The sequence below is a fragment of the Pseudomonas sp. R4-39-08 genome (genome assembly GCF_003852275.1).
GTDB lineage: Bacteria > Pseudomonadota > Gammaproteobacteria > Pseudomonadales > Pseudomonadaceae > Aquipseudomonas.
In genome coordinates, this window is record NZ_CP027733.1 from 1,109,818 (window position 1) to 1,128,521 (window position 18,704).

The window sequence follows — 18,704 nt, forward strand, 5'->3', positions numbered from 1 at the left end:
GGGGCATGTTCCTTACGGGTGCTTACGTTCCACAGCCCGCAACAGATGCGTCGGTGGCGTCTCGCAACTGATCTTGCGCCCCAGCAGCGTCTCGATCGACGGCAGCTGATACGAGTCATCTTCCCCGGCAAAGCTGATCGAAACGCCCGCCGCACCCGCACGGCCGGTGCGGCCAATGCGGTGCACATAGTCGTCCGGCATTTCCGGCAGGGTGAAGTTGATCACGTGGCTGATGCCATCGATGTGAATCCCGCGGCCCGCCACATCGGTGGCCACCAGCACGCGGATCTTGCCTTCGCGGAAACCTTCCAGGGTCTTGATGCGCTTGTGCTGCGGCACGTCGCCCGACAGTTGCGCGGCGTTGACGCCATCACGCACCAGGCGCTCTTCGATGCGGCGCACTTCGTCCTTGCGGTTGGCAAATACCATCACCCGCTCCCAACCGTTGTCGTTGATCAGGTTGTAGAGCAGCTTGTACTTGTCGGCACCAGCGACGGCGTAGATGTGTTGCTCGACGTTTTCGCTGGCGACGTTGAGTGCTTCGATCTCGACGATGGACGGGTCGGTGGTCCACTGCTTGGCGAGGTTCATCACGTCTTCGGTGAAGGTCGCGGAGAACAGCAGGGTCTGGCGCTCGGCCTTTGGCGGGGTCTGGCGAATGATCTGACGCACCTGTGGGATGAAGCCCATGTCGAGCATGCGGTCGGCTTCGTCCAGCACCATCACTTCGACCATGTCCAGGTGCACGTCGCCGCGCTGGTTGAAGTCGAGCAGGCGGCCTGGGGTCGCGACGAGGATGTCGCAATGACGGGCCTCGAGGTGCTTGAGCTGTTTGTCGAAGTCCATGCCGCCGACGAACGTCATCACGTTGAGGCCGGTGTACTTGGTCAAGTCGGCAGCGTCTTTGGCGATCTGCACCACCAGCTCCCGGGTAGGGGCGATGATCAGTGCGCGCGGCTCGCCCATGTAGCGCTCTTTCGGCGGCGGCGTCTGCAGCAGCTGGGTGATGATCGAGATCAGGAACGCGGCGGTCTTGCCGGTGCCGGTCTGGGCACGGCCGATAGCGTCTTTGCCGGCGAGGGTGAAGCCCAGCACCTGCGCCTGGATCGGCGTGCAGTACGGGAAGCCCAGGTCCTGGATGGCGTGCATCAGTTCCGGGGCCAGGTTGAAGTCATGGAAGCGGGTTTTGCCTTCCTGGGGCTCGACGACGAAGTCTTCGAGTTTCCACGGCGTCACGGGCGGCTTGGGCGCGCGTTCGCGGCGTGGTTTGGCGACAGGCGCGGCGAGGGTCTCTGCGGGCTCGGCCTGTTCGGGCGGCGTCACCGAGGCTGTTTTCGGTGCGGCGGCAGGTGCGATCCGCTCGGGCTGCCTGCCGTCATTGCGGTTGCCGGGCTTGGGAGCGGGAGCACTGGGAACAGGCGCGAGCGGCTCAGCCTCGCTTTTGCCGAACATCTTCTTGAGTGCTTTGAGCACGGTCATCTCATTAATTGGTTAAGGAATGTACGCCGGCCAGTGTAATGCAAGAATCGGGCGCGGCGTAGTGCGTCTGTCATACAACTACATCAACGCGGGTTTCAGCGCAGGCGCTCGGTCAGCCAGGTGCCGATATCGCGTATCTCTTCGGGTAACACTTCGTGGCCCATTGGGTATTCCTGCCATGTCACGGTGACACTACGGTGCTTTAAATGCTCGTAGGCGCTGCGGCCCATGGCGTTTTGCACCACCTCGTCATACTGGCCATGCAGGCACAGGACAGGGATGCGTTGCTGGCTGGCGGATAATTCCAGCTCATCGTCGAAGGTCGGTGCATAAGTGGAGAGGGCGATCACGCCACCCAGCGGGCCCTGCCATTGTTTAAACGCAGTGTGGAAAACCACTGCGCCACCCTGGGAAAAGCCCGCCAGGAAAACCCGCGAAGCGTCTATCCCGGTTCTCTTCTGCGCCTCGATCAAATCCGTGACCATTGTGGTCGACGCTTCCAGTTCTTCCAGGCTGATGGAACGGGCTGGGCTCATGGCCCTGATGTCGTACCAGCTCGGCATCTCGTAGCCACCGTTGATCGTCACCGCACGGGTGGGCGCCTGGGGCAAAACGAAGCGGGTGGTCAGTAAAGTTTGCTGCAGCATTTCGGCCACCGGCAGGAAGTCGTAGCGATCGGCGCCCAGGCCATGCAGCCAGATAACACAGGCATCTGCGGGCTTGGTGGGCTGAAGAATCAAGGGTTCGGTCATGTCTGCTCCATATATGTGCGGGCGCTCCGATTGGGTGCGTCGGAACGGTGCGCAACAGGTTGATCTGTTAAGAGAATGTCGCAAGGTTGAATCTTTTGCCATTGAACATCGTCATCAGTGGCTCAGCCAGCACTCTGGTACGGGCCTTGCTATGTGTAGGTCGATGTCAGAACTCTCCTAGGGCGGTAACACTATCAGTGACTGCCGCTTGTGGGAAAGCAACTGGAATTACCGCAAAAATCTCATGCTGCTCGACCCCAAAAAAAGCCAACACGGGTCGATATCGCCTCATAAGGGTGCGCTGAGGTTGGAGCTCCGACACAACAAGAGCAACTGGAGGTTTGAATGAAGGTATTGAAATCCACCCTGGCCATCGTGACCGCGGCCGCTGTATTGGGTGTCAGTGGTTTTGCCCAAGCTGGCGCCACCCTGGATGCCGTGCAGAAGAAAGGCTTCGTGCAGTGTGGCGTGAGTGACGGCCTGCCGGGTTTCTCGGTGCCGGATGCCAGCGGCAAGATCCTCGGGATCGACGCTGACGTGTGCCGCGCCGTGGCCGCCGCCGTTTTCGGTGACGCAACCAAGGTCAAGTTCAGCCAGTTGAACGCCAAGGAGCGTTTCACCGCGCTTCAATCGGGCGAAGTCGACATCCTGTCGCGCAACACCACCATGACCAGCTCCCGCGATGCGGGCATGGGCCTGAAATTCCCGGGCTTCATCACCTACTACGACGGCATCGGCTTCCTGGTTAACAACAAGCTGGGCGTGAAAAGCGCCAAGGAACTGGACGGTGCAACCATTTGCATCCAGGCCGGTACTACCACCGAGCTGAACGTTTCCGACTACTTCCGTGGCAACAACCTCAAATACACCCCGATCACCTTCGACACCTCCGATGAAAGCGCCAAGTCGCTGGAATCCGGGCGTTGCGACGTACTGACCTCCGACAAGTCCCAACTGTTCGCCCAGCGCAGCAAGCTGGCCGCGCCGAAGGACTACGTGGTTCTGCCGGAAACCATTTCCAAGGAACCGCTGGGCCCGGTCGTGCGTAATGGCGACGACGAGTGGCTGGCCATCGTGCGCTGGGTTGGCTACGCCATGCTCAACGCTGAAGAAGCCGGCATCACGTCGAAAAACGTCGAAGCTGAAGCCAAGTCCACCAAGAATCCGGACGTCGCGCGTCTGCTCGGTGCTGACGGCGAATACGGCAAAGACCTGAAAGTGAAGAAAGACTGGGTCGTACAGATCGTCAAGCAAGTCGGTAACTACGGCGAAGTGTTCGAGCGCAACCTGGGCAAGAGCACCCCGCTGGAAATCGACCGTGGCCTGAACGCCCTGTGGAACGCCGGCGGCATTCAATACGCACCTCCTGTGCGCTGATCGCTGATGGTTCTGTCACCCGGTGGGCCAACCGCCGGGTGATGTTCTGTTCCATTCTTTCCGGGGCACTTCATGCAAAATCAAATCGGCGCACCCAAGCAGAAGCTCAGCTTCAGCGATCCCAAAGTGCGTGCGTGGCTCTTCCAGATCATCACGATAGTGGCGGTGGTCTCGCTGGGCTGGTACCTCTTCAATAACACCCAGACCAACCTGCAGCACCGAGGCATTACCTCGGGGTTCGACTTTCTTGAGCGCAGTGCCGGCTTTGGCATCGCGCAGCATTTGATTGATTACACCGAGTCGGACAGCTATGCCCGGGTGTTTGTGATCGGTTTGCTCAACACCCTGCTGGTGACCTTTATCGGCGTGATCCTGGCGACCCTGCTCGGGTTCGTCATTGGCGTGGCGCGGCTGTCGCCGAACTGGATGATCAACAAGCTGGCGACGGTGTATGTGGAAGTGTTCCGCAACATTCCGCCGCTGCTGCAGATCCTGTTCTGGTACTTCGCGGTGTTCCTGACCATGCCGGGGCCGCGTAACAGCCATAACTTCGGCGATACTTTTTTTGTCAGCAGTCGTGGCCTGAATATGCCGGCAGCGCTTGCCGCTGACGGTTTCTGGCCGTTTGTGGTCAGCGTCGTGGTGGCGATTGCGGCAATCGTGCTGATGGCGCGCTGGGCCAACAAGCGCTTTGAAGCGACCGGCGTACCTTTCCATAAATTCTGGGTGGGCCTGGCGCTGTTCATTGTGATCCCGGCGTTGTGCGCATTGATCTTCGGCGCGCCGCTGCACTGGGAAATGCCGAAGCTTTCAGGCTTCAACTTTGTCGGCGGCTGGGTGTTGATTCCCGAACTGTTGGCACTGACCCTGGCGCTGACGGTTTATACCGCGGCGTTTATCGCGGAGATCGTGCGCTCGGGCATCAAGTCCGTCAGTCACGGCCAGACCGAAGCGGCGCGTTCCCTGGGCCTGCGCCCCGGGCCGACGTTGCGCAAGGTCATCATCCCGCAAGCGTTGCGGGTGATCATTCCGCCGTTGACCAGCCAATACCTGAACCTGGCGAAAAACTCGTCGCTGGCCGCCGGTATCGGTTACCCGGAAATGGTTTCGCTGTTTGCCGGCACGGTGCTCAACCAGACTGGCCAGGCCATCGAAGTCATTGCCATCACCATGAGCGTGTACCTGGCGATCAGCATCAGCATTTCCCTGCTGATGAACTGGTACAACAAGCGCATTGCGCTGATCGAGCGGTGAGGAAACCTGCATGAGTTCGCATACGTTCAAACCTGATATGCCGCCGCCGAGCAAAGTCTTCGGGCCGATGGCATGGATGCGCGCCAACCTGTTTTCCAGTTGGCTCAATACCCTGCTGACCTTGTTGGCGTTCTACCTGATCTACCTGGTGGTGCCGCCGATTCTGAGCTGGGCGATCATCGACGCCAACTGGGTCGGCACCACGCGCGCCGATTGCACCAAGGAGGGCGCCTGCTGGGTGTTCATCCAACAGCGCTTCGGGCAGTTCATGTACGGCTACTACCCCGGCGACCTGCGCTGGCGCGTGGACCTCACCGTATGGCTGGCCATCGTCGGCGTGGCGCCGTTGTTCATCTCGCGTTTTCAACGCAAGGCGGTCTACGGCCTGAGCTTTCTGGTGCTGTACCCGATCATCGCGTTCTTTCTGCTGCATGGCGGGATCTTCGGCCTGACCAACGTGGCGACCAGCCAATGGGGCGGCCTGATGCTGACCCTGGTGATCGCCACCGTCGGCATCGCCGGCGCCTTGCCCCTGGGCATCATGTTGGCGCTGGGACGACGTTCGAACATGCCGGCCATTCGTGTGGTCTGCGTGACCTTCATCGAATTCTGGCGCGGCGTGCCGTTGATCACCGTGCTGTTCATGTCCTCGGTGATGCTGCCGTTGTTCCTGCCCGAAGGCATGGGCATCGACAAGTTGCTGCGCGCATTGATCGGCGTGATCCTGTTCCAGTCGGCCTATGTGGCTGAAGTGGTGCGCGGTGGTTTGCAGGCGATTCCCAAGGGCCAGTACGAAGCGGCCGCAGCGATGGGCCTCGGCTACTGGCGTTCGATGGGCCTGGTGATTCTGCCGCAAGCCTTGAAGATGGTGATCCCGGGGATCGTCAACACGTTTATCGCGTTGTTCAAGGACACCAGCCTGGTGATTATTATCGGCCTGTTCGACCTGCTCAACAGCGTCAAGCAAGCCGCCGCCGACCCGAAATGGCTGGGCATGGCCACTGAAGGCTATGTGTTCGCCGCCCTGGTGTTCTGGATTTTCTGTTTTGGTATGTCGCGCTATTCCATTCATTTGGAACACAAGCTCGACACAGGCCACAAGCGTTAGGAGTTGATGTGATGAGCGAAGCGATCAAACAGCCTGTGAGCCCTGAAGGCATTATCCAGATGCAGGGCGTCAACAAATGGTACGGCCAGTTCCATGTGTTGAAAGACATCAACCTCAACGTCAAGCAGGGCGAGCGTATCGTACTGTGCGGCCCGTCGGGTTCGGGCAAGTCCACCACCATCCGCTGCCTCAACCGTCTGGAAGAACACCAGCAGGGCCGCATCGTGGTCGATGGCGTGGAATTGACCAACGACCTCAAGCAGATCGAGGCGATCCGCCGTGAAGTCGGCATGGTGTTCCAGCACTTCAACCTGTTCCCGCACCTGACCATCCTGCAGAACTGCACGCTGGCGCCGATGTGGGTGCGCAAGATGCCCAAGCGCAAGGCCGAAGAAATCGCCATGCACTACCTTGAGCGCGTGCGCATTCCGGAACAGGCGCACAAGTTTCCGGGACAACTGTCCGGCGGCCAGCAACAGCGCGTGGCGATTGCCCGCGCGCTGTGCATGAAGCCGAAAATCATGCTGTTCGATGAGCCGACCTCGGCCCTCGACCCGGAAATGGTGAAGGAAGTACTCGACACCATGATCGGCTTGGCCGAAGACGGCATGACCATGTTGTGCGTGACCCACGAAATGGGCTTTGCCCGCACCGTGGCCAATCGCGTGATCTTCATGGACAAGGGCGAGATCGTAGAACAGGCGGCGCCGAACGACTTCTTCGATAACCCGCAGAATGATCGGACCAAGTTGTTCTTGAGCCAGATTCTGCATTGATGAATGGATGATGCTTGAACACTAAACCCGGCCTTGGTGCCGGGTTTATTGTTTGGAGGATCAAGAGGCTTTGAGGGCTTCTGGCGTTTCGTTATTGAGGGTGTAGGTAAAGGCGTTGCGCAGGTCTGCGCCCTCAGCCAGTTCCTTGGCGTCGGCGAGCAAGTGCGGGTAACGATCCAGTAGACGCATCAACACCATCAGTGGTTTGGGCGGTGTTATTTCGCCGCGTTCGTAGCGTGAAAAAGCGTTGTGCCCACCGCCGGACAGCCATTGCACGGTTTCTTTTTGCGTGAGATGCAGCTTGCGGCGAATACGCTTCAGTTCGACGCCCATCAGTCGCCGGGCGGCGTGGAGCAGGTCATCACCTGCCTTGGCATGGCGTTCGCTACTGTCGGGGTCGTACATGCCGTCCTCGCAAACTTGGCATTCCCAGCCCGAAAGATCATCAATGCGCCGCTCCATACCTTTTATACGCAGAGTTTCGCTGCGGCCTTCAAAGCGTGTCATGGCGTCGGGGGCACCACAAATACAGCATTGTTGGGTTTTCATGGGTTCATCCCTTTGAAGGAGATCACCGGTGGGTTACTGCCAGAGCAGTAAGTGACCTTGATGTAAATCTCCAGACCATGTGAATGGATGTGGTAGACGTCTTGCCAGACCCGATGATCGGCATAGGTGGTCATCGACTTGTACAACATCCGGTTTTTCAGTTCGTAAACGATCGCCTGCATCTCGCTGATATCCAGGTCGAGACCCTTTCCTGTTTCCTTGGCCGCACGGGTGAATGCTCTTTCTCCCAGCCGCCTGACATCCGCCTTGATCACCGCCAGATCGTAATGAGGTGTGTACTTTTCCATAAGACACCTGAGTCCAATAATTACCCTCTGAGGGTAATTTTACCAATCGAAAATTCTGTTCTTTTTCCTGCCTGAAAATCCTAGTGCGTTGCCTTTGTAGGCAACTCCGAATAGGCTGTAGGAAAATTCATCCTATGATTGGACGAAAGCGTAAAGCTCATGACAGACATCGCCCCGTTGATCAAACGCTCCCTGGTGGACCAGGCCCTGGAGCAGTTGCGCTGGCGCATAACCGAAGGAAAATGGGCCATCGGCGAACGCCTGCCCACCGAACCGGAGCTGTCTGCCGAGCTCGGCATCAGCCGCAACACCGTACGAGAGGCCATGCGTGTATTGGCGTTTTCCGGCTTGATCGAAATCCGCCAGGGCGATGGCAGCTATTTGCGTTCGATGACCGACCCGCTGGGGGCGATGCGTGCGTTGTCCCATTGCTCGCTGGAACAGGCGCAGGAAACGCGGCAGATCCTCGAAGTGGAAGCCATCGGGCTCGCGGCGTTGCGCCGTAGCGATGACGATCTCGTCGCGCTACGCCAAGCCCTCCAGGCCAGCGCCGCGTTGTATCACGGTGAACTGGAGGCCTACATCAGCGCCGACCTGGTGTTCCACCAACGCTTGGTGGACGCGGCGCACAACCCAGCCCTAAGCGAGCTGTACCTTTATTTTTCAAGCATCGTCGGCGCCCAACTGCGCCAGACCCTGAACACCTCGCCGCGTCGCCAGGCCGTGTTCGACCTGCATATCGCCCTGCTCGACGCCGTGGAACACCAAGACCCGGAACGCGCCAAATCCCTCTGCCGGCAGTTGATCAATGAACCTTGAAGCCCCAAACAAGCAACGTGCAACCGAACTGGAAGAACTGCTGATCGATGCCGAAGCCGACGACGAGCTGGTCCAGCAGCACGAGCCGGTGGTCAGCCGGCCGTGGCTGTTGCTGCTCGGCCTGGTCCTGGTGGCGTTGAACCTGCGCCCGGCGTTGTCGAGCCTGTCGCCGCTGCTCAGCGAAGTGTCCGCCAGCCTGGGTTTGTCGGGGGCCAGGGCCGGTTTGCTGACCACCTTGCCGGTGCTGTGCCTGGGGCTGTTCGCGCCGCTGGCGCCGATCCTGGCCCGGCGTTTTGGCGCCGAGCGCGTGGTCCTGGGGATTCTGCTGACACTCGCCGGCGGCATCATCCTGCGCAGTTCTCTCGGGGAATTCGGGCTGTTCGCCGGTAGCCTGCTGGCCGGTGCGAGCATCGGCATCATCGGTGTGTTGCTGCCGGGCATCGTCAAGCGTGATTTCGCCAGGCAGGCCGGCGCCATGACCGGTGTCTACTCCATGGCCCTGTGCCTGGGCGCGGCCCTGGCTGCTGGCGCGACCGTGCCCTTGAGCCATTATTTCGCGGGCAGTTGGGCCATCGGCCTGGGCTTCTGGATGGTCCCGGCCCTGGTGGCGGCGCTGTTCTGGTTGCCTCAGGTCGGCCAGAAACACAGCGCCCATCAGGTGGCTTACCGGGTCAAGGGCTTGCTGCGCGACCCGCTGGCCTGGCAGGTCACGGTGTACATGGGCCTGCAATCCTCCCTGGCCTACATCGTGTTCGGCTGGTTGCCGTCGATCCTGATCGGTCGCGGCCTGAGCGCCACCGAGGCCGGGCTGGCGCTGTCGGGCTCGATCATCCTGCAGTTGTTCAGTTCCCTGGCCGCGCCGTGGCTGGCCACACGCGGCAAGGACCAGCGCCTGGCAATCGTGGTGGTGATGCTGCTGACGCTCGGCGGTCTGTTCGGTTGCCTGTATGCGCCACTCGATGGCCTGTGGGGCTGGGCGATTCTGCTGGGCCTGGGGCAGGGCGGCACCTTCAGCCTGGCGCTGACCTTGATCGTGCTGCGCTCCCGGGATTCCCATGTCGCCGCCAACCTGTCAGGCATGGCCCAGGGCATTGGCTACACCCTCGCGTCGATGGGCCCGTTTGCGGTCGGTCTGGTGCATGACTGGACCGGTGGCTGGACGGCGATCGGTTGGATCTTCGCCGTGATCGGACTCGGCGCGATTATCGCGGGCCTTGGCGCCGGTCGTGCACGCTACGTAAACGTCACCAGCGAGAAAGTCTGAAGGCAGACACTTTCGACAGTGCCTGCATGGCACGCCACTCCAGTGCGCTGCCAGTGGATAGTGGCTTTTTCGTAGTTGTTGTATCGGCTTTCAATCACTCAAAAGGTTATCTGTTTCTGGTCGATAACGCCCAAAAGGATTAGGCAATCATTCCTGCATAGGGCCCCCATGGCGATTGCATCAGTGTCACAGGTTGCCGCTGGATCAATAGCCATGGAGAGGGAGTGATGGTTCCGCCGCAAGGTTCAACCCCAGGAGCGAGCCGCAAACCAGATCTGCCGGTTGTCCCCCCGCTTCATTGGCAGCACATGAATATCCTGGTGGTGGAGGATCATTCAGCCTACCGGCTGCTGTTGGGCTGGATGTTGCAGAAACTGGGCCTGGGGTACGAGTTGGCCGCCGATGGGTTCATGGGGCTGAAGGCGTTTACCCGCCGGCCCTTTGATTTGGTGATCTGCGATTGCCAGATGCCGTTTATGGATGGTTACAGCATGGCCAGCGCCATTCGCCAGCATGAGCACGACCACGGATTGAGGCGAGTACCGGTCATTGCCTTGACCGCCAATCTGCAAAACGATACCCCCCGGCGCTGTCGCGAAGCGGGCATGGATGCCTGGCTGCTCAAGCCACTGACCCTGGAACAATTGCACGCCGTGCTGATGCACTGGCTGCCTGGCAGTGATGCTCCGCAAGCCGGCCAGGAGACTGCGCCAGCCCCTGGCTGGCCAACCCGCGACACGCTTGTCGCGACGTTTGGCAGCGACGCGATCGTCGATCAGCTGCTCGAAGGCCTGCTGGTGGAAGCCTGGGAAGACTATCGCGTCTTGCGCCAAGCCTGTTCAACGCGCAACGCCTCACTGGTTGCCGAACGCCTGCATCGCCTGGTGGGTAGCCTGGTATTTCTGGGCGGCAGCGACCTTGAGTCCACTGCCACGCAATTGATCGAGCAGGTCCAGTCCGGCGATGTTGCTTCCCACTCGGTGCAACTGGAGCTGTTCCAGGCACGTTTGTGCGTTTATCTCGAATACTTGTCCCGTCTCTGAATCCGCGCCTGCAAGGGCTTTTCGTTTCCGAGTGAGCTGGTTTTGACTGTAGGTGTTTTCCTGTTGTTTTGTAGGCAAAAATTTAGCTAGTACAGAACATTGGGCGTGGCTGCAAGTGACGCTTTGTTAGCTGTTGTTGATGATTGCCGGCGGAGGTATTTTGCGCTGATTCAAGTTGCAATCATTCGTGGGTACCTATGCTTCGAGTAATTATTGCTGACGATCACCCTATTGTTCGCATCGGGCAAAGGGTCGTGATCGAGGCGAATGGAAGATGCACAGTGGTCGGTGAGGCCGACGGTCCTGATCAGTTGCTTGACGTGTTGAGCACAACCCCGTGCGACGTGCTGGTCACGGATTTCGCCATGCCAGGCGGCCAGCAGGCCGATGGCTACGGTTTGTTGGGCCTGCTGCACCGCCAGTATCCGCAGGTGCCGGTGATTGTGGTGACGATGTTCGCCAGCATCGCCATCTTGCGTGCAGCTTTTTCCCATGGTGTGCGCGGCGTGGTCGCCAAGAGTGCTTCGGCCAAGGAGTTGCCCCAGGCGATCAAGGCCGTGTGTGCGGGCCAGACCTTCACCAGCGAATCCCTGCGCTTGCAGCTGGTGGAGTCGGGGGTGGGCGACCAGTCCGGGCAGCCTAAGTTGTCCGACAAGGAGCGCGAGGTGGTGCGAATGTTGGCCAGCGGCATGACAGTCAGCCAGATTGCGGCACAGGTCAACCGCAGTATTTCCACCATCAGCAAGCAGAAAAGCACGGCCATGCAACGTTTGAGTATTTCGACGGATGTCGATTTGTTTGCTTATGCGCGCGATACGGGAATGGTGCCGTAGAAAGCAATGGCATTCTCGTGTTACGCGGACTATCGTTCGGCATCCCTGTTCATCCTGCGAAAACTGCCCATGAGTGATGCCCATAACGCCCTGATCACTGAGTTCTATAGCGCCTTTCAGCGCCTGGATGCCGAAGCCATGGCCGCCTGTTATACCCAGGACGTGGTGTTCAGCGATCCGGCCTTCGGCGAACTGCGCGGGCAGGACGCCGGCGACATGTGGCGCATGCTCACCACTCGGGCCAAGGATTTTTCCCTGACCTTTGACAACGTGCGCAGCGAGGGCAACGCGGGCAGCGCGCACTGGGTGGCGACCTACCTGTTCAGCGCGACCGGCAATACGGTGGTCAACGATATTCAGGCGCGCTTCGTGTTTCGTGACGGCAGGATTTGCGAGCATCACGACCATTTCGACCTGTGGCGCTGGTCGCGCCAGGCGTTGGGCACCAAGGGCCTGTTACTGGGCTGGACGCCCTTGGTGAAAAACGCCGTACGCGCCCAGGCGCGCAAAGGTTTGAAGGCATTCCAGGCCGGTCGTTGATAAGCTGGGTGCTTCTGTACAGTGCCGAATCCCGTCGTGAACACGCCTGAATCCAAACCCTGGTTCGTCTACCTGGTGCGCGCCGCCAATGGCTCGCTGTATTGCGGCATCAGCAATGACCCGGTGCGCCGTTTCGCCACCCATCAAAGCGGCAAGGGCGCGCGGTTTTTCCTCTCCAGCCCCGCCGTTGCGCTGGTGTACACCGAGCAATGTGCGAGCAAAGGCGAAGCACTACGCCAGGAACGTTTGATCAAGAAATTGAAGAAGAGCGCCAAGGAGTGCCTGGCGACCAGTGGTTCATCAGGCTGACTGACAGGTTCCCATCAGGCGCAATAACAAAATATTTGCAAACAAGGGTGAGGTAAACCGCTCGCCCATCCGTGTAGTGCTTGAAACTGCGATCAATTCGCATTAACAGCGTTTTTACACGGGTGCTCACAGCATGAAATCGACGGCGGGCGGTAGGCTCAAACAGTGGCTGGGAGCCTCGGTATTTTCAGTCTCGGCGCTGGCGTTGCTGCCCCTGGCCGTGGCACAGGCGCAGGAACAGCAAAGCGCCCAGTTCACGTTTGCTCTGGCGGCCAAACCACTGCCCCAGGCGCTGAGCGATTTCAGCCGGGTCACCGGGATCAGCGTGATCTATACCGATGAAGCGCCTTACGGCCTCAACGCCCCGGCGCTCAACGGGCAGATGAGCGCGACCCAGGCGCTGCAACGCCTGCTGGGCAACTCCGGCTTCACCTTCCGCCAGATCGACGCCCGTACCCTGGCGCTGGAACCGCTGCCTGCCGATGGCGCGGTCAATCTCGGCGCCACCACCATCAGCGCCGCCAGCCCTGGCCAGGACAGCACCAGCTACCAGCCGCCGCCGACCAGCTCGGTGATGCGCTCCCAGGGCCTGCTGCTGGAAACCCCGCAAACCGTCAACGTGGTACCCGCCCAGGTCTTGCGCGATCAACAACCGCGCAACCTGGATGACGCGCTGGGCAATATCAGCGGCATCACCCAGTCCAACACCCTCGGCAGCACCCAGGACGCGGTAATGCTGCGCGGCTTCGGCGACAACCGTAATGGCTCGATCATGAAGGACGGCATGCCGGTGGTACAGGGCCGTGCGCTGAACGCCACCGCCGACCGCGTGGAAGTGCTCAAGGGGCCGTCGTCGTTGCTGTATGGCATCCAGGACCCGGGCGGCGTGGTCAACATCGTCAGCAAAAAGCCCGAATTGGTGCAGTCCACGTCCTTGACCGCGCGTGGCTCGACCTTCGGCAGCGGCAAGAATGGCAGTGGCGGCAGCCTGGACACCACCGGCCCGATTGGCGACAGCGGCCTGGCCTATCGCCTGATCGTCGACCATGAAGACGAAGACTACTGGCGCAACTACGGCACCCACCGTGAAACCCTGGTGGCGCCGTCGCTGGGTTGGTATGGCGACGCGACCCAAGTGGTGTTCGCCTATGAGCACCGCGAGTTTCTGTCGCCGTTCGACCGCGGCACGGCCATTGATCCAAAAACCAATCACCCGCTGAACATCCCCGCGACGCGCCGCCTGGATGAGCCGTTCAACGATATGGAAGGACGCTCCGACCTGTACCGCCTGACCGTCGACCACGACCTGAACGACGACTGGAAAGCCCACTTCGGCTACAGCTGGAACCGTGAAACCTATGACGCCAGCCAGGTGCGCGTGGTCAAGGTCAACACCAACGGCACCCTCACCCGCAGCATGGACGGCACCCAGGGCGCGCTGACCACTGACCGCTTCGCCACCGCCAGCCTTGAAGGCAAGGTCGACGTGGCCGGCATGCGCCACGACCTGGTGTTCGGGCTGGACGATGAATACCGCAAAATCCACCGCGCCGAGCTGATTCGCCAAGCGCCACGCGGCAGTTTCAACTACAACGATCCGGTCTACGGCAACGAAGTGGCGGGCTCCAACGTCAGCGCGCCGGACAGCAACCAGACCGATCTGCTGCGCAGCGATTCGCTGTTCTTCCAGGATGCCCTGCACCTGAACGACCAGTGGATCCTGGTGGGCGGCGCGCGCTACCAGATGTACGACCAATACGCCGGTAAAGGCGTGCCGTTCACTGCCAACACCGACGGCAACGGCCAGAAGTGGGTGCCGCGTGCCGGGCTGGTGTATCGCTACACCGACGAACTGTCGTTCTACGGCAGCTACACCGAGTCGTTCAAACCCAACTCCACCATCGCGCCGTTGGCCAACAAAACGGTGCTGGAGGGCAGCCTGCAGCCGGAAGAATCCAAGGCCTGGGAGCTGGGTACCAAGTTCGACCTGCCGGGGCGCATCACCGCGAGCGCCGCGCTGTTCACCATCGATAAGCGCAACGTACTGGTGCAGGTGGGCGAGGGGTTGACCTCGGTCTACAGCGTGGCGGGCAAGGTGCGTTCCCGTGGCCTGGAGCTGGATGCCAGCGGCCAACTGAGCGATAAGTGGAGCCTGATCGGCAGTTACGCCTACACCGATGCCGAGGTCACCGACGACCCGACGCTCAAAGGCAATCGCCTGCAAAACGTGGCGAAAAATACCGCGTCGCTGTCGGCCGTGTATGACTTCGGCAGCCTGCTGGGTGGCGATCAACTGCGCGTCGGTGCCGGTGCGCGCTACGTGGGCGAGAGGGCAGGGGATGCGGCCAACAGCTTCGAATTGCCGAGCTATACCGTGGCCGATGCGTTCGCCAGCTATGACACCAAAATCGACGGGCAGAAGGTCAAGTTCCAGCTCAATGTGAAAAACCTTTTCGACCGCACTTACTACACCTCTTCGGTGAACACCCAGTTCGTGTCCATCGGTGATGCGCGGCAGGTGTCGGTGTCCAGCACCCTTACCTTCTGACCGGATTTGCTTTTTTGTGGAGGAGGGGGATTGCACCCTCCCACATTGACACCTGAGCTGTTAGCGTTGCCGGCATTCGATGCCTACGGAAAACGCTACTGATGCACTTTGGAAGATGGCTACACACCTGCGCGCTGCTGGTCGGCTCGAGCTTGTTACTGGGCGGCTGCGCCAGCGTTTCACACCCCGCCACCCCAGCGGCGCTCGACCAACTGTTGGCCGACCCGGCGTTGCGTGGCGCCACGGTTTCACTGACGGTGCGCGACGTACGCAGCGGCGACACGCTGTATCAACACAATCCGAGCACGCGGTTGGTACCGGCTTCCAACCTCAAGCTGCTGACCACTGCAGCGGCTATGGACGTGCTGGGGCCGCAGTACCGCTTCGCCACGCAGCTGCTCAGTGACGGCACGCGCCAGGGCGAACGCCTGACCGGCAACCTGTACCTGCGCGGCCTTGGCGACCCGACCCTGCAGCTCGCCGACTACCAGGCCCTGGCGGCGCAACTGGCCAGTCAGGGCGTTCGCCAGGTGCAGGGCGACCTGGTGTTCGACGATACCTGGTTCGATGCCGAACGCCTGGGCGTCGATTGGTCTCACGATGATGAAACCACCTACTACGGCGCGCAGATTTCCGCGTTGACGGTGTCGCCCAATGCTGATTTTGACGCAGGCAGCGTATTGGTCACCGCCAAGGCGCCGGTGCGGGCCGGCTTGCCGGTGAGTGTCGACCTCTACCCGCCCAGCGATTACCTGCAATTAAGCAACCGCGCCGTCAGTGGGCCGGGCAACAGCTATGGGATCAACCGCCGGCATGGCACCAACCTGTTGCAGCTCAGCGGCACCGTTGCGCCGGGCAGGCAGAGCGAGCAATTGGTCAGCGTGTGGGAGCCGACGCAGTGGGTGGCCAATCTGTTTGAACAGGCGCTGGCACAACAGGGCATCAGGGTGCAGGGCCGTCGCATCATGGGCGGTGCAAGTCCGGCCACGGCGACATTGCTGGCCGAGCATCGATCGGCGCCCTTGCAGGAATTGATCACGCCGCTGCTCAAGCTCTCCAACAACACCATGTCCGAAGCCTTGCTCAAAGCCATGGGCCGCAAGACCGCCAATAGCGGCACGGCGGCGGCGGGTGCCGTGGCCGTGGCAGGGTTCCTCAAGCGTCAGGGGTTGGATACGAGCACCTTGAGCCAGGTGGACGGCTCGGGCCTGTCACGGCGTAATTTGCTGTCGTCGCAGACCCTTTCCGACCTGCTGCTGGCTGCAAGCAAACAGCCGTGGTTCGATGCCTGGTACAACGCATTGCCAATTGCCGGCAACAGCGATCGCATGACCGGCGGCAGCTTGCGCTATCGGCTGCACGCCACGGCCGCCGAGAACAACCTGCACGGCAAGACCGGTTCCATGAGCGGGGTGTCGTCCCTGAGCGGCTACCTCACAGATGCCCAAGGACGGCGACTGGTGTTTGCGATGATCAGCAATAACTACCTGAGCGACACCGCCAGCATCCATGCTCTGGAAAACCGCCTGGCCGTGGCCCTCGCGCAGTGGCACGACTGACTCAGGGCTGATAGCCCATGCGCCAACTCACGGCCCGGGTCGCCGCCAGCAAGCGCTGCGCCGCCGGGCCGTCTTCATCGGCATGGAACAGCGAGGTGGGGCCGACCACGGTCATCACCGCCGCCACTTGCCCGACCGCGTTGAACACCGGCGCCGACAACGCATCCACCCCCGGCATCAGCAAACCATGCACAAAGTGCAGGCCACGGTGGCGGATCTGCTCGCAGGTGATGGCGTAGGCCTGGTCATCCGCCAGGGCATGGGCGGTGCCGGCCTGGATTTCGCGGTCACGCAATTCCACGGTTTCCCGTGTCGGCAGATACGCACTGAACACCAGCCCGGTGGACGAACTGAGCAGCGGCAAGACCGAACCCAGTTGTGTCACCACCGTCACCGCGCGCACTGCCGGCTCGATCTGCACCACGGTCGCACCCTGGTTGCCCCAGACCGCCAGGAAGCAGGTTTCATTCAGGTCGTCGCGCAGCTCCGCCAGGGGCATCGCGCCGACTTTCAGCACATCCATACTGCCCAGCGCAGCCAAGCCTACGCGCAAGGCTTCGCGCCCCAGGCCGTAATGGTTGGTAGCGGCGTTCTGTTCGGCGAAGCCCGAGGCGATCAGCGCCTGCAGGTAACGATGGACCTTGCTCGCCGGCATCTGCACATGCTCGGCCAGGCGCGACAGCGAAGTGGCCGGCGACAGTTCGGCCAGGGCCTTGAGGATATCGGTGCCCACTTCGGCCGAGCGGACTTTCTGTTTACCGGTGTCGCGGGGCTTTTCCATGGGTGAGCGAGAATCCGAGAGATGAGTGGGCGTCTTTATAGCTTGACGGTCCATGGCGATCAAATTACGTTAAGCGTAACTGGATTACGATAAAAACAACTGACCCCCAGAGGATGCTCCATGAACCTCGAATACCTGTCGGGCTTCGGCAATGAATTCGCCAGCGAAGCCCTGCCCGGCGCGCTGCCCGTCGGCCAGAACTCGCCGCAGAAAGCGCCCTACGGGCTGTACACCGAACTGTTCTCCGGCACCGCGTTCACCATGGCGCGCAGCGAAGCCCGGCGTACCTGGCTGTACCGCATCCAGCCATCGGCCAATCACCCGGCCTTTAGCAAATTGGAGCGGCAGTTGGCCGGCGGACCTCTGGGCGCGGTGACGCCGAACCGGCTGCGTTGGAACCCGCTGGACATCCCAGGCGAGCCGACTGACTTTATCGACGGGCTCGTAGGCATGGTCGCCAACGCCGGGTCGCAAAAACCGTCAGGCATCAGCATCCACACTTACCGCGCCAACCGCTCGATGGAGCGCGTGTTCTTCAATGCCGACGGCGAACTGTTGATCGTGCCCGAACAGGGCCGTTTGCGGATCGCCACGGAACTGGGCGTGCTGGAGGTCGAGCCGCTGGAGATTGTGGTACTGCCACGCGGGCTCAAGTTCCGCGTCGAACTGCTCGATGCCCAGGCGCGCGGTTACGTCGCCGAAAACCATGGCGCACCGCTGCGCCTGCCAGACCTGGGCCCCATCGGCAGCAACGGCCTGGCCAATCCGCGCGACTTCCTCAGCCCGGTCGCGCACTACGAAGACCTCAAGCAGCCGACCACGCTGGTACAGAAATTCCTCGGCGAACTCTGGGCTTGCGAGCTCGACCATTCGCCGCTGAACGTGGTCGCCTGGCACGGCAATAACGTGCCGTACAAGTACGACCTGCGTCGCTTCAATACCCTCGGCACGGTGAGTTTCGATCACCCGGACCCGTCGATCTTCACCGTATTGACCTCGCCCACCAGCGTGCACGGCCTGGCCAACCTCGACTTCGTGATCTTCCCTCCGCGCTGGATGGTGGCCGAGAACACCTTCCGCCCGCCGTGGTTCCACCGCAACCTGATGAACGAATACATGGGCCTGATCCAGGGCGCCTACGACGCCAAGGCCGAGGGATTCCTGCCCGGCGGCGCGTCGCTGCACAGCTGCATGAGCGCCCATGGCCCGGACGGCGAGACCTGTACCAAGGCGATCAATGCCGAGCTGGCGCCGCACAAGATCGATAACACCATGGCATTCATGTTCGAAACCAGCCAGGTGCTGCGCCCCACCCAGTTCGCCCTGGAATGCCCGCAACTGCAACCCGCTTATGACGCGTGCTGGGCCGCGCTGCCCGCCACTTTCAACCCGAATCGGAGATAAC

General features: G+C 61.1%; 18 protein-coding genes. 13 read left to right on the forward strand and 5 right to left on the reverse strand.

Features of this window, described 5'->3' with window-relative positions; translation table 11 throughout:
- Positions 1-12: 12 nt before the first annotated feature.
- Both rhlB and C4J88_RS04875 read right to left on the reverse strand, forming a co-directional pair.
- Positions 13-1,479, reverse strand: a complete 1,467-nt coding sequence (rhlB, locus tag C4J88_RS04870) for an ATP-dependent RNA helicase RhlB (protein ID WP_124406335.1) — start codon at positions 1,477-1,479, stop codon at positions 13-15.
- Between the two features lie 95 nt (positions 1,480-1,574).
- Positions 1,575-2,231, reverse strand: a complete 657-nt coding sequence (locus C4J88_RS04875) for an alpha/beta hydrolase (RefSeq protein ID WP_124406336.1) — start codon at positions 2,229-2,231, stop codon at positions 1,575-1,577.
- Positions 2,232-2,576: 345 nt separating this feature from the next.
- Between C4J88_RS04875 and C4J88_RS04880 the strand changes: the two genes are divergently transcribed.
- From C4J88_RS04880 to C4J88_RS04895, 4 genes are all read left to right on the forward strand, one after another.
- Entirely contained in the window at positions 2,577-3,608 is a 1,032-nt protein-coding gene (locus C4J88_RS04880; protein ID WP_048723770.1) for an amino acid ABC transporter substrate-binding protein, read from the forward strand.
- A 72-nt stretch (positions 3,609-3,680) separates the two neighbouring features.
- Positions 3,681-4,862 (forward strand): amino acid ABC transporter permease, encoded by a 1,182-nt coding sequence (locus tag C4J88_RS04885; RefSeq protein WP_124365915.1) that lies wholly within the window; start codon positions 3,681-3,683, stop codon positions 4,860-4,862.
- Positions 4,863-4,872: 10 nt separating this feature from the next.
- Positions 4,873-5,970: an amino acid ABC transporter permease gene (locus tag C4J88_RS04890; RefSeq protein ID WP_124361406.1), complete on the forward strand. Its 1,098-nt coding sequence runs from the start codon at positions 4,873-4,875 to the stop codon at positions 5,968-5,970.
- Positions 5,971-5,981: 11 nt separating this feature from the next.
- Positions 5,982-6,746: an amino acid ABC transporter ATP-binding protein gene (locus tag C4J88_RS04895; RefSeq protein WP_003171943.1), complete on the forward strand. Its 765-nt coding sequence runs from the start codon at positions 5,982-5,984 to the stop codon at positions 6,744-6,746.
- Between the two features lie 60 nt (positions 6,747-6,806).
- On the opposite strand, the gene C4J88_RS04900 is transcribed toward C4J88_RS04895, so the two are convergent.
- Both C4J88_RS04900 and C4J88_RS04905 read right to left on the reverse strand, forming a co-directional pair.
- Positions 6,807-7,295 (reverse strand): type II toxin-antitoxin system MqsA family antitoxin, encoded by a 489-nt coding sequence (locus C4J88_RS04900; protein WP_124406337.1) that lies wholly within the window; start codon positions 7,293-7,295, stop codon positions 6,807-6,809.
- Positions 7,292-7,603, reverse strand: a complete 312-nt coding sequence (locus tag C4J88_RS04905; RefSeq protein ID WP_124406338.1) for a type II toxin-antitoxin system MqsR family toxin — start codon at positions 7,601-7,603, stop codon at positions 7,292-7,294. Before C4J88_RS04905 ends, C4J88_RS04900 begins: the two co-directional genes overlap by 4 nt.
- A gap of 159 nt (positions 7,604-7,762) precedes the next feature.
- Here C4J88_RS04905 and C4J88_RS04910 point away from each other — a divergent pair, with 159 nt between their 5' ends.
- The 8 genes from C4J88_RS04910 to dacB all read left to right on the forward strand — a co-directional run bounded on the left by C4J88_RS04910 (position 7,763) and on the right by dacB (position 16,518).
- A complete protein-coding gene (locus C4J88_RS04910; RefSeq protein ID WP_124406339.1) occupies positions 7,763-8,422 on the forward strand; it encodes a FadR/GntR family transcriptional regulator in 660 nt (219 codons plus the stop codon).
- Complete coding sequence (locus tag C4J88_RS04915; protein ID WP_124365920.1) at positions 8,412-9,686, forward strand: CynX/NimT family MFS transporter; 1,275 nt, start codon at positions 8,412-8,414, stop codon at positions 9,684-9,686. The genes C4J88_RS04910 and C4J88_RS04915 overlap by 11 nt, the downstream gene beginning before the upstream one ends.
- Positions 9,687-9,994: 308 nt before the next feature.
- Positions 9,995-10,729, forward strand: a complete 735-nt coding sequence (locus C4J88_RS04920) for a response regulator (protein WP_256659085.1) — start codon at positions 9,995-9,997, stop codon at positions 10,727-10,729.
- Positions 10,730-10,926: 197 nt separating this feature from the next.
- Positions 10,927-11,562 (forward strand): response regulator transcription factor, encoded by a 636-nt coding sequence (locus C4J88_RS04925; RefSeq protein WP_124365922.1) that lies wholly within the window; start codon positions 10,927-10,929, stop codon positions 11,560-11,562.
- A 69-nt stretch (positions 11,563-11,631) separates the two neighbouring features.
- The gene (locus C4J88_RS04930) at positions 11,632-12,102 is read left to right on the forward strand and encodes a nuclear transport factor 2 family protein (protein ID WP_124361412.1); all 471 of its coding nucleotides are present in this window, start codon (positions 11,632-11,634) and stop codon (positions 12,100-12,102) included.
- A gap of 36 nt (positions 12,103-12,138) precedes the next feature.
- Positions 12,139-12,411, forward strand: coding sequence for a GIY-YIG nuclease family protein (locus C4J88_RS04935; RefSeq protein WP_124403161.1), 273 nt, complete (start codon positions 12,139-12,141; stop codon positions 12,409-12,411).
- A 133-nt stretch (positions 12,412-12,544) separates the two neighbouring features.
- On the forward strand, positions 12,545-14,959 hold the full coding sequence (locus C4J88_RS04940) for a TonB-dependent receptor (protein WP_124406341.1): 2,415 nt from the start codon (positions 12,545-12,547) through the stop codon (positions 14,957-14,959).
- Positions 14,960-15,060: 101 nt separating this feature from the next.
- Complete coding sequence (gene dacB, locus C4J88_RS04945) at positions 15,061-16,518, forward strand: D-alanyl-D-alanine carboxypeptidase/D-alanyl-D-alanine-endopeptidase (RefSeq protein ID WP_124406342.1); 1,458 nt, start codon at positions 15,061-15,063, stop codon at positions 16,516-16,518.
- A gap of 1 nt (position 16,519) precedes the next feature.
- On the opposite strand, the gene C4J88_RS04950 is transcribed toward dacB, so the two are convergent.
- Positions 16,520-17,299 (reverse strand): IclR family transcriptional regulator, encoded by a 780-nt coding sequence (locus tag C4J88_RS04950; RefSeq protein ID WP_124406343.1) that lies wholly within the window; start codon positions 17,297-17,299, stop codon positions 16,520-16,522.
- Positions 17,300-17,419: 120 nt separating this feature from the next.
- On the opposite strand from C4J88_RS04950, the gene hmgA reads away from it, so the two are divergent.
- Positions 17,420-18,703 carry a homogentisate 1,2-dioxygenase gene (gene hmgA, locus C4J88_RS04955; protein ID WP_124406344.1) on the forward strand — a complete coding sequence of 428 codons (1,284 nt, stop codon included), beginning with the start codon at positions 17,420-17,422 and terminating at the stop codon, positions 18,701-18,703.
- Position 18,704: the final 1 nt, after the last annotated feature.